Origin of the sequence: Pseudoalteromonas piscicida, assembly GCF_002208135.1 — a bacterium.
Lineage (GTDB): Bacteria > Pseudomonadota > Gammaproteobacteria > Enterobacterales > Alteromonadaceae > Pseudoalteromonas > Pseudoalteromonas piscicida_A.
This window is the reverse complement of record NZ_CP021647.1, coordinates 768027-779050: the sequence shown is the minus strand read 5'-3', so window position 1 is coordinate 779050 and position 11024 is coordinate 768027. Positions and strand designations below refer to the sequence as shown.

Sequence of the window (11024 nt, the reverse complement as noted above, 5' to 3'; positions counted from 1 at the left end):
TTTCATCAGCTTACCTCCGCAAATTTAACGCCCGCGGGCTCCGCTTCAATATTGCGGAATATGTCGCCGTACAAGCGATAAAACTGTTTGGCGCTGTGAATGATGATCGCTTGCTCTTTTTCACAGGTGATCTTGTTCATCAGCCCTGCAAAAAAGTCAATATGCTCAACATCTAACGCGCCATGGGATGTTAAATAGGAAAATGCGCTACGAGGCAGGCCAAGCTTATTGGCAATTTGACGTGCAGCGTCATCGGCAAGTGCGATGGAAGTACCCTCAAGCACATTAACCATACCAAAGAAGCTCAATGGATGTTTGCGAGCAATACTGTCGTAAGCGTAAGACACCATCATTTCAGTTGCAAAGCTTGGCGCGCTATGACGTATTGCTTCTTTATCGACACCACAGGCGGCAATATCATTAAGGATCCACTCCTGGTGTCCCATTTCTTCTTCGATGTAATGCCCTAGTGCTTCTCGCAACCATTCTTTACTGTCATCTAGCCTTGCACCACAAGCCATAAGCAGCGGTACTGTATGTTTTACGTGGTGAAACGCCTGTTGCAAAAATGAAACGTATTGGCCTTTGGTGATCTGACCATGAAAGACATCATGAATAATTGGTGCGCTTAATAGATATTGGCGCGCTTGTTCAGTTTCCGATTGTAGTGTCTGGTAAAAATTGCTCATCGTCGTTTTCCTTTTAAATCGAAGCCTCAGGCTCTGCTACTTCGTATTGATTCTGGGAGTAAAGCGCTGAAATTTGCTGCGCGAAATTAGCTAAAATTACGTCGCGTTTTGGTCTACCGTTCGCGGTAAGCATGCCGTTGCTCACCGAAAAGGCTTCATCTATACGCACGTAACGTTTTATTTGCGCGTAATCTGGGAGTTGCTGGTTGGTAAGCTCAATGGCGTTATCAATCACGGCCGCTTTAAGCTGTGTAGGGGTGTATATAAGCGCCGTTAAAAATGGCTTGCCGTCACCTACCACAACGCATTGCAATAAAGGCATATAGGCAAGCAAAACGGACTCTGGCCACTCAGGAGATATATTGCGACCAAAACTATTGATCAGGACATTTTTAAGACGACCTTCAATGACAAAATGCTCTCCTCGCTGCGATACTCTGTCGCCGGTTTTTAACCACGCATCTCGCGCTATTGCTTCGCCGCCTAAGTAACCTAAAAAGTTATTACCTTTGATCTCTAACTCGTCTGCCACAATACGCGCTTGAATATGAGGCAGTAATCTACCGACGCTGCCATCTTGCTCACCCGTATTCAGCGCGACAACTGACCCCGACTCAGAAAGCCCATACCCCTGAAACACAGGTAAACCCAACTGTTTGGCTTGCTGTAACAGTTCTGCGTCAACTCTAGCGCCACCTACCGCAATAAAGCGTAAGCTTGCAGGTGGTTGCCACCCTTGCTGCGCCGCACTGATAAGGCAACGCAACAGCTCAGGCACTAAGATCAAGCTATTTGGCTGCACTTCGCTTATCTTTTGCAGCAACTTTTGTGGATAGAGCAATTGGCTGCCCGAAAAACCTAGAGATGCAAGTTCAGTTACCTCAACCATGCCACCACTTAGTAGGGGCGCATACACACCCGCGATGTTTTCTAGCAACACGGGCAGCGGTAACAAACATAAGTGCTTGGGGCGATTAAGTGCGATGGTTTCGCATAGACTGCTCGCCACTACAAGCTGGTTCTCAAAGGACAGACACACACCTTTTGGTGCACCTGTTGAACCTGAGGTGTATGTGATCTTTTGCGTTTTAGGAAAATAGCTTCCTGTGCTTTCGCACCTAGTTTGATATACATAGATTGCCTGACCAAAGACATCCAACACCGTAAATTCAGCGCTACTTTCAAGTCTAGTATCGCTTATTAGCCAGTTTGCTTTTGACTGCTCAAGGGTGTGCTCTACTTGCGCTGTAGTAAAAAAGTGAGGTACTGGGATAGATACTTTGTTCGCTTGCAACAATGCAAAATCTATCAATAGCCAAGCAATAGAGTTGTCTAGCGAAACCGCAACACTCTCGCCATTCATCACAATAAAGCGCTCTGCCAATGCTTGCGTGTAAGACTTTACCTCAGCAAAAGTGAGACAAGTTTGCCCCTGCTGTAAAATCACATCACTGTCTTGATGTGGCAGTTTTTTTAAGAAATCACACATATAAAAATGCCTCTTTCAAGCTCGCGATTTCCATCTTGAGCCCTTGTAATAAGTGTTGATACATTTCGGTGTTTGTGATCACCTGCTGGGCTTGATGTAAATCGACCGAACAAACCATGGGAGCACATTGATAATAGCTGCCATAGTCTTTGGCTGAAGCAATGGTGCCGTGTGCCAAAGAAATCTTGTTAACCTCGACTTGACATAATTTCATCAACGCACGTACTTGTTTGGTCGCCGTAAAAACCAAGTAGCGGATGTCACTCTCAAGCAGAGCTTGCGTCAGCACAATAAAGTGACTTAGCGTTGCCATTCGACCTGTTGAAAACAAATTGCCAAGCTCGGCGATATGACTGCGTTCTGCTACCATAGAGAGGCACTGCTCTACCGGGCAGTTAAGATACTGTTCCACAAATAAAGCGTCTTTGGTTGCAAATCTAAGACCTAAGAAGCAATCGCTTTGGCGGTAGTTCAAATGACTTAAAAGGGGATAATACTCATGAATGTCTGCGCCAAAAGCATGGGCAAAACCACTGTGGATAGCGTGCTCCAATTCACCGCGCGCGCCGCAAGTTTTGTTTGCCCATCTTAGGCGGCTTTGTGAGTTTACTGCTTGTAGTGCTTCGCCCATCGTTTTCACACCTTTCCCGTTTTGATGTAAAAACTTTAAAAGGCGAAAATTAAGAAAACCTTAAGTTTGAAAAAAAGAGGAAAATTTTGCTGTTTGTACAAATCAGCTCATGAGCTTGACTGTAAAACTTTAACGTCCTTGCTTTGGGCTATTTAGTCGCTCCTGAAACTAATTTAATGCTTTCAGCGGAACTATTTACGTAGCTCTCTGCGCAATGTTTTACCCACGGTAGATTTCGGTAATTTTTCCATAATTGTTACCTTTTTTGGTATTTTATAGTTTGTTAACTTCTCGCGACAAAAAGTAGAATGTCTTTCTCTTCAGCAACTGACTTTAATGTTACATAAGCGTGTACTGATTCACCCGTTTTCTCATCAGCTTTACCAACTACAGCCGCTTCTAATATTGCTGGGTGAGACACCAATACGTCTTCTATTTCGTTAGGATAAACGTTGAAACCCGAAACAATTATCATGTCCTTTAATCGGTCAACAATTTTAATATGACCATTTGACAATCTCAGGCCAATATCCCCTGTTTTAAAAAAGCCTTCAGCCGTCATTACCTCAGAAGTTTGCTTCGGCATATTCCAATACCCTTTCATCACCTGTTCACCTCGCACAACTATTTGGCCACATTTTCCATCAGCTACCGGAACATCATTTTCATCCCAAAACTCAACATCAGTACCTATAAGAGGACGGCCAACCGTACCAATTTCTTCGCTACCTGGTGTATTTAAAGTGACCACGGGCGAAGTTTCAGATAAGCCAAACCCTCTGTAATATTACAGCCTGTCACGTCTCGCCAAATTGAAGCAGCGGCACTCGTTAATGCTGTACCGCCTGAAAGAGTTAATCTTAGCTTACTAAAATCTAACTGACGAAATTTTGATTGATTGCACAAACCAACAAATAAAGTATTAATTCCAGAAAACCCAGTAATAGAAAATTCTTCTATCGCACCAATAAATGCATCATAGTCACGCGGGTTTGGTATAAGCACGTTCAATCCTCCTTTATGAAAAACCAGAAACATATTCATCATAAGCGCGTATATATGATATAGCGGAAGTGGACAAACAAAAATCTCCTGCTCTTCTTTTAAATAATCACCAAGGCGTTCTGATGCTTGAAAAGTATTAGCAATTAAATTTCGGTGCGTTAACTGAGCTCCTTTTGACACCCCTGTAGTACCGCCGGTATATTGTAATATCGCTACATCATCAAGCTCTGCACTAGAGCAAATTAACGGCAACTCTTCGCCCTTTTCAATCGCATAATTAAAGCGAATTACCTTATCATTATATAACCCCACTTCATCATTTATTAAATCATAGATATCAGTAACAATTACGTGTTCGATAAGTGTTTCAGCGTATATTTCTTCTAACGTCGGACATAAGTCACTCAATATAACAATCGCTTTAGCACCTGAATCATTAAATTGATACTTCATTTCTCTTGGTGTATAAAATGGATTAGTATTAACAACAATAAGCCCAGCTTTAAATGCGGCATAGGTCGCAATAGGGTATTGGATTAAATTTGGTAGCTGAATAGCAATGCGATCTCCGGCCTGTAAACCTAGCGATTGATAGTATGCAGCCAGAGCAGTTGACTTTTTATCAATGTATTCGAAAGTTACAGTTTGACCCAAACAACTATATGACGGTAGTTCAGCGAAACGTTTCATTGCCTCACAGATAAACTGATTGAGATTTTGATATTTACTAATACTGGAAAGCATTTAATTACCTCTACATTTTTCTCTTGAAACAGCCTCCTCAATAACTTGTAGCAGACGCCATTGAGGAAGCAGAAAACAGGTGACTATATTTATTCATTATAATTAGCAATGCCACTAGGTTTAATATATTTAACTTTCTCACCATTTAGCTTTGCAGCTTCAATTATCGCTCTTTCTATCCAACCTGCATCCATTATATTTATAAAGTTTCCATCTCCGTCAAAATTAATATTTGAACCTTGTATAAACATAACCGTATCCGTCACGCCTTCATTAGATTTTGGCGTATGGAACTGGTGTATTGAACCACCAGGTTCATATAAATAACTACCCGCCGTTTGAGGTTGATCAGGATATTCAAGATAATGCCAACTGCCACTCATAGTGTACAAATGCACAACACCTGTGTGAAAGTGCTTGGGTAATGTGACACCAGGCTCAAATAAGACCCTTAATACCCATACACCGTTCTCAGAATCCAGAAATAATGGCGACACGTGCACGCCAGGTAATACATCTTTTACAAATCCTCCATCATTAGTATTTAGCGTTAATAGTGATTCTTGATGATTAATAACTGTGGGTAATTGCATGACTCTCTCCTAATTAATTACAATTCTTACTTGAGTAATACTGCTTTATTTCTTCCATAGCCTTATCAAGCGTGATGTTAGGCTTATAGCCTAATTTTTGTTTGGCTTTCTTATTAACAAAAATGCTTTCAACACCCACTAAGCGATAAGCCAAGTTGGTCACCAAAGGGGCATTCTTTTGATTAACTAGATGCCCAATCCATTCCAACACCGGTGCTAATATTCTCGCTAGCCAATTTGGAATTCCCTTTGCTTCTGGCAGTTCTAGTGCTTCTGATAACGCGGCTAAATAGTTTTGCCAGGTAACGCCTGGTTCATCAGCAATGATAAAAATTTCTCCACTGCCTATGTCTGCTTTTTCCGCTGCAAGAATAAGCCCTTGAACAACGTGCTGGACGTGAACTAAACCTGCGTCCCATTTTCCGTCTCCCATTAACACGGGCTTTTTCTGGTTCATTAAATCAATAAAACGTGTTACCCATACGCTACCTACACCATAGACATTAGCAGGGCGAATAATGACTGCATTTAGCCCCCTTTGCGTCACTGCTTCTAGCGTTACTTGCTCCTGGATCTGTTTAACATATTCATAATTTGATGCTGGTTTACCGCATGGCGTACTTTCGTCTAAAAAGCCACTCCCCATCGCACTACCGAATGCCGCAACACTGGTAGTAACGACAAAGCGAGCACTGTTTTTAACTGCCAGTTCAATCGCCTGCTTTGTGCCATTCACAGTAATGTCAACATGCTCTCGTTTCCCTCCCCAATCACTCACAATCGCAGCTAAGTGAAAAATCGTGTCAAACGCGCCTATGTCATCATCAAGCTCAACCAATTCCCTTACATCACCAGTAATAATGCGTACCTTGCTGCCCCATTCTGTCGGTACAGACTCACCCGGCAACATTAATGCTGTGATCACCACATCTCTTTTTAATAATTCAGCAACCAAATGGCGACCTATAAAGCCACCTGCACCTGTAATAAATATCTTTCGCATCTTGCTTCCCTATTTTCCAACTTGCATTAATGATCCGTTGCGCCATGGTTCAATGATCACTTTAATGTGATCATTTGGCTTCAGTAATGTGCCAATCGCTTCAGTAACACCGTCAATACCGACTTTACCGGTACACATTTTTTGCCAATCCACTTTATCATCTGCGATATTCTGCAAAGACTCTGCAAATTCTTCGGGTTTATAGTAATAAGAACATTTAATATCCATTTCCTTTACCGTTGCATATCCGAAGTTGACTTGCGTGTCTGCGGTGTGAATGCCCGTAATTACAAGAGTTGCTCTCATTGGCGCACGCACAATAAAGCTATTTATTAACTGGTGAACACCAACACACTCAAAGATCACAACACGATTTTCGCCAGCAAGTTTTGCGGCAAAAGTCACCTCATCTATCTGAATCGGATCCACGGTGTGAGTGGCTCCAAACTGCTGCGCCACTTTCCTTTTATTCTCTTGAGGATCAGATGCAATAATATGCTTTACCCCTCGAATTCTTAATGCGGCGATTGCGGCCAAACCAATAGAGCCACAACCAGCAACCAACGCGATGTCCTCAGTTTTGATCTCTGAACGATTCACTGCGTGTAGCCCTACCGCTAAAGGTTCTGTAAGCGCAGCCGCAGCTGAAGAAACTGTTTCCGGTATCGGCAGCAATAATGCTTCATCAACGATAAAATACTCAGAATAAGCACCATGTACGTCAGGGGTAACACCTATCCCAACTCCTCCTTGACTCATTAGTAAAGGCACACATGTGACTCGTGTACCTATTGCAATATTGCCTTTAGTATTCGCGCCAAAAGATACAACTTCAGCCGCAAATTCATGACCTAACATTATATCTGTACTTGCACCTGCAACATCGGACATGACTCCAAGCTTTTTATATATATCAAATACTTCATCTCCATGACGTGTGATATGTAAGTCTGAGCCACAAATACCACACGCCAGACTCTTTACCAGCACCTGTCCTGATTTGGGTTTTGGTATATCTATTTCATTAAGGATGATTTCACCCTCGCGCATGCAAATGGATTTCATTGTAGTCATCGTCTACTTCTCCTTATTCAATGGCGTATACCAAATAGGTGAACTATAAGCGCGCTCTTGTATTGTTGTGGGGTAATGCTTGGGGTGCTTAACGTTTAAAGCGACTGCGTCATATAGGGTATGTCTGGGTGTTGGAATTTCTAACACCCGTACGTAGTAAAAGGCTTGTTGCTCTGGTTTGAATTCGGGATCTTGCCAAACACTCGCTAAACGAGACGATCCGCTTCGATTATCATAATTGAGGGTGGTTAGATTAACAGTGCTCTCTATTTTAGGCACCTTGCCGCTGGCGTTTATTTTGCGATCGCCCGACCAAACGACATCAAAGATCTTTTCGTGGCTATGCCCTTGAGAATCAACCCATCCTTTTATCACTTGTACACGGTCAAGTGCTGCCCTTGTGGGTCTTTAACGGCCTCAATTAAAAGCATTGGTGCCTGCCCGTCTGGCGCTATCGGTAGGTCGCTGCCCATAGGCTCGCCTTTGACATACCCAATTCTAGCTAAGTCAGGGTGACTTGCATCTTGGGCGGTGAATTGGTAACCGGCAAATACACGTAACCGAATGCGAGGCCCTGTGGTTGCATATACTTCTTTACGCTTAAATGCCGCAATGATACTTTCACGGGTATTTTCTTCAGCCCATACACCGGCGATACCCGCAGCACTCATATCCATACCTGTTGAATGAGGTGGGATAATAATCTTAGAAGGATCTAAAGTATTGGCAGGGGTAGAATCTATCGCCATTTTCCCCCAAAAGTTATCTTCTTCTACAGTAGAAAGCGCAGTGTGTGAATCAGACGCACCTATCATACCGACTTTATAGGGATTAACGCCGAGTTCTTCTTGCAACTCAATACCACGACGCAGTGCAGAACGAACATAATTAGCTTTTGTGTCTTCTTCTTTTACCGGTCCCTGCACTCCAACTTGCATCGCTTGTTCATATTTTTCATACCCCGAAAACTCATCATTGGGTGACAAACTTGGATGTGTTTCCGAATCTCCTTTTATTTGCGTGACTTCCACGACCGGCTCCCAGCGCATGCGGGTTTTGGCGTAACCTATATCAATTGGACTACCGTTACTATCTGTTATCGGAAACATTAGCCCCTTGCTGATATTTGAGTTATGTGGAATAGCTACAAAATCCACCCCAGTTCGTGCCGATGTTTGCTCTAGCCATTGCCAAAGATCTTCTGGTTTGTCACTGTCAAATAAGGTGTAAGGTAGAAATGCTTTTGCTGAGCTTTTATCCGCATCCGAAATTACGACACGGTGCAAATTGGCACCATCAGTTATTGAACTCCACTCCCAACCAACAAAGGTGGTAAAGCTACCCGGTTGATAGTGACGCTCAGCCGCGTCAACAATTTCACTCCATACGCTCGCTCGTACATCCTCTTGTTGCAATTCTGGCGAAGGTTTACGCTTATTAGCATGCTCACCCAACGCTTCAAAATATACTTGTCGCCCTTTGCCACTATTCGCTAACTGGTTCCAACGTCGACCTATTTCCGTTTGCATTAATAACGGATCACCCGCAAACACTTTTTGAATGATCCCCAAATATTCACCGTGGTCAGACACGACTAAAAAGTCAAGAGGGGTATTGGTCTGCACTTTAACCCCGGAGTAAGGGTGCACCACAGGTAAACCTTTAGCGAAGCGATAAGCGGTATCCGGCGTGGCATCTTTATTACCCATTAAATACGCATCAATAGAATATGATGTATGTAAATGTGTATCACCCCATAATAACTGGCGTTCGACTCCTCTTACCTCTCCCACCAGAATAAATAGAAAGAGCACCATCAGTTTTAAAGAGTTTATCTTGTGCATGTTTATACCTCTGGATAAAAAAGTGATATTGAGCGTTGCCAAAACCAAAACGCTGCGACACTGCCAATGACGTAGATATAAGTCTGAGAAGGAATATGTTTTACCCATTGCAGCAAAGGGATCTGAGAAGCGATTTTGAAGACAGTAACAACAGTGATAATAAAGGTGAGCTGACCCAGCTCTATACCAACATTAAAAGACACCAACCCCCAAAATAGCTCTACTTGCGGTAAGCCAATTTCATCGAGAACTGCAGCAAAGCCAAAGCCATGTATCAAGCCAAAGCTAGTAGCGACCAATACGGGTTGGCGATAACCCCATAACAGCTTGTCTCCTTTTGCAATTTCTACCGCCATAAACACAATGCTCAAAGCAATTAATATCTCGCAAAACGCTGTCGGTACACGAATCCAATTGAGTGCTGTGGCGATCAGCGTAATTGAGTGACCAAAGGTAAAGCCCGTAGCGGTAATAGCAATGCGACGTAGGCTGCCAGCTAGTATCACTAGACACAATACGAATAATAGATGGTCCCAACCTGCAAAAATGTGTAAAGCACCCATTTGAGTATATTGCCAAACAATTCCTCTAGCGTTTTCTTCGCTTGGTATCTGCCAATCAGTTTGCTGTGGTGCTAATAATTGCGAATGCTGTTGACCATTCTCTAGGTTCACAGTAACCAGAGTCGATAATGACGGGTTACTGGCTGGAAAGTGGATATTGAGTTGACGACCTGCTATGGACTGTTCACACTGCACAGTTTGTGACATGAGAAACGCGCCAGATTGATGTCGGAGGCGACTTTCCGCCTTTCCCTCACACTGAGCATCAATGGTTATCCTCGGTAATGAATCAGCTGACAATGACGCTGGTACCTTAATATTAATATCTGCCAATTGCGCACGTTGATTTATTTCAATCACAATGGGCCGAGCGTCATGAGCATGGATCTGCTGACTAAAGGTAACCAAACACATGGTCAAACACAGTAACAAAATTCGACTGTTCTGCATCATTGAGTTTCCCCCTTGACTTCGTTGACCATTACGCTGCTTAAATTAACGACGTGGTAACCATCAATGAGCCCCGCTATCAGTTCATCTGAAACCTTCCTACGATAAAAGTTGTGGGCATCAGCAATAACGTTATCTTTAATTTCATCAAACTTTGGTAACCTCGCGGCTTCTCTATCTAACAAAAATACGAGATGCCAACCATGTTCCGATGCGATAGGTCCTAACCATTTTCCACTCGTGACCGGCAGTTGTTGTAGGTTTTGAGTAAACAGTGAGCCAAAGTGGCTTTTAACCACGTCAACATTACGCTTCATATAATGACGGTTGTATAGAAATGCTTCACCAAGGTCGCCAGCACGCTCTGGCGTCACCTGCTCACCATTCAGCTGCGCTCGTAATTCAACTAGTCTTCCTTGTTGCGCAATATCAGCAGTATTGCTAAAAAATATATGGCTAAATGTTAATGATGCAGGTTTACGGTAATTTTGTTGGTGGCTTTGATAGTATGAATTTACCTGCGCTTCTGACAGCTCCGCCTCAGCAAAGTCACGACTAAGAAATTCCATTTTCTGAATAAGACGTTGGCGAATAACAAAGTCATTTTTTGCCAATTCCAAATTATTTGCTTCTCGAAACAACACTTCTTCACGGACATAGTCTTGGATTAAGTGCAGCTTCTGAGTCGAAGATAAGATGCCAAATTCTACCTCAACCGCCTCTGCGTCGAAGCGTTTGGTTCGGAATTGCCAGTAATTTTTTAATCGTTGATCACTGATCTCAATAGTCCGCTCTTGGATCTGTGTCGGAACTACATACTGGCGATACGCGATAAATAATGTAAAGCCAACAAGTAGAAACTGAGCGAGCGGTTGACGCAATAATGAAACCATAATCACAAGACCTTAAAAGTTTATTGATTAAAGAAAGTCCATCCCC

8 protein-coding genes and 2 pseudogenes are annotated in these 11024 nt (G+C 43.0%); all 10 read right to left on the bottom strand.

Annotated features, from left to right (window positions below):
• Positions 1-5: 5 nt before the first annotated feature.
• The 10 genes and pseudogenes from B1L02_RS21900 to B1L02_RS21855 all read right to left on the bottom strand — a co-directional run bounded on the left by B1L02_RS21900 (position 6) and on the right by B1L02_RS21855 (position 10978).
• Positions 6-689, bottom strand: a complete 684-nt coding sequence (locus tag B1L02_RS21900; RefSeq protein ID WP_088532856.1) for a TenA family transcriptional regulator — start codon at positions 687-689, stop codon at positions 6-8.
• Between the two features lie 13 nt (positions 690-702).
• A complete protein-coding gene (locus B1L02_RS21895) occupies positions 703-2178 on the bottom strand; it encodes an AMP-binding protein (RefSeq protein WP_088532855.1) in 1476 nt (491 codons plus the stop codon).
• Positions 2171-2809, bottom strand: coding sequence for a thermostable hemolysin (locus tag B1L02_RS21890; RefSeq protein ID WP_088532854.1), 639 nt, complete (start codon positions 2807-2809; stop codon positions 2171-2173). Before B1L02_RS21890 ends, B1L02_RS21895 begins: the two co-directional genes overlap by 8 nt.
• Before the next feature lie 191 nt (positions 2810-3000).
• Positions 3001-4558, bottom strand: a pseudogene (locus B1L02_RS21885) (AMP-binding protein).
• Positions 4559-4647: 89 nt separating this feature from the next.
• Positions 4648-5151 (bottom strand): 2,4'-dihydroxyacetophenone dioxygenase family protein, encoded by a 504-nt coding sequence (locus tag B1L02_RS21880; protein ID WP_088532853.1) that lies wholly within the window; start codon positions 5149-5151, stop codon positions 4648-4650.
• Positions 5152-5164: 13 nt separating this feature from the next.
• Positions 5165-6154, bottom strand: a complete 990-nt coding sequence (locus tag B1L02_RS21875; RefSeq protein ID WP_088532852.1) for an NAD-dependent epimerase/dehydratase family protein — start codon at positions 6152-6154, stop codon at positions 5165-5167.
• 9 nt (positions 6155-6163) lie between these two features.
• Positions 6164-7228, bottom strand: a complete 1065-nt coding sequence (locus B1L02_RS21870) for a zinc-binding dehydrogenase (protein ID WP_088532851.1) — start codon at positions 7226-7228, stop codon at positions 6164-6166.
• 3 nt (positions 7229-7231) lie between these two features.
• Positions 7232-9045: pseudogene (locus B1L02_RS21865) on the bottom strand (DUF3604 domain-containing protein).
• A 29-nt stretch (positions 9046-9074) separates the two neighbouring features.
• Positions 9075-10088 carry a HupE/UreJ family protein gene (locus B1L02_RS21860; protein WP_088532850.1) on the bottom strand — a complete coding sequence of 338 codons (1014 nt, stop codon included), beginning with the start codon at positions 10086-10088 and terminating at the stop codon, positions 9075-9077.
• The gene (locus B1L02_RS21855) at positions 10085-10978 is read right to left on the bottom strand and encodes a peptidyl-prolyl cis-trans isomerase (protein ID WP_088532849.1); all 894 of its coding nucleotides are present in this window, start codon (positions 10976-10978) and stop codon (positions 10085-10087) included. The genes B1L02_RS21860 and B1L02_RS21855 overlap by 4 nt, the downstream gene beginning before the upstream one ends.
• Positions 10979-11024: the final 46 nt, after the last annotated feature.

What these genes read in the sequence shown, in the direction of transcription:
- B1L02_RS21890 (WP_088532854.1), bottom strand. Translation starts at nt 2,809, where the DNA reads ATGGGCGAAGCACTACAAGCAGTAAACTCACAAAGCCGCCTAAGATGG.
- B1L02_RS21855 (WP_088532849.1), bottom strand. Translation starts at nt 10,978, where the DNA reads ATGGTTTCATTATTGCGTCAACCGCTCGCTCAGTTTCTACTTGTTGGC.
- B1L02_RS21895 (WP_088532855.1), bottom strand. Translation starts at nt 2,178, where the DNA reads ATGTGTGATTTCTTAAAAAAACTGCCACATCAAGACAGTGATGTGATT.
- B1L02_RS21870 (WP_088532851.1), bottom strand. Translation starts at nt 7,228, where the DNA reads ATGACTACAATGAAATCCATTTGCATGCGCGAGGGTGAAATCATCCTT.
- B1L02_RS21900 (WP_088532856.1), bottom strand. Translation starts at nt 689, where the DNA reads ATGAGCAATTTTTACCAGACACTACAATCGGAAACTGAACAAGCGCGC.
- B1L02_RS21880 (WP_088532853.1), bottom strand. Translation starts at nt 5,151, where the DNA reads ATGCAATTACCCACAGTTATTAATCATCAAGAATCACTATTAACGCTA.
- B1L02_RS21860 (WP_088532850.1), bottom strand. Translation starts at nt 10,088, where the DNA reads ATGATGCAGAACAGTCGAATTTTGTTACTGTGTTTGACCATGTGTTTG.
- B1L02_RS21875 (WP_088532852.1), bottom strand. Translation starts at nt 6,154, where the DNA reads ATGCGAAAGATATTTATTACAGGTGCAGGTGGCTTTATAGGTCGCCAT.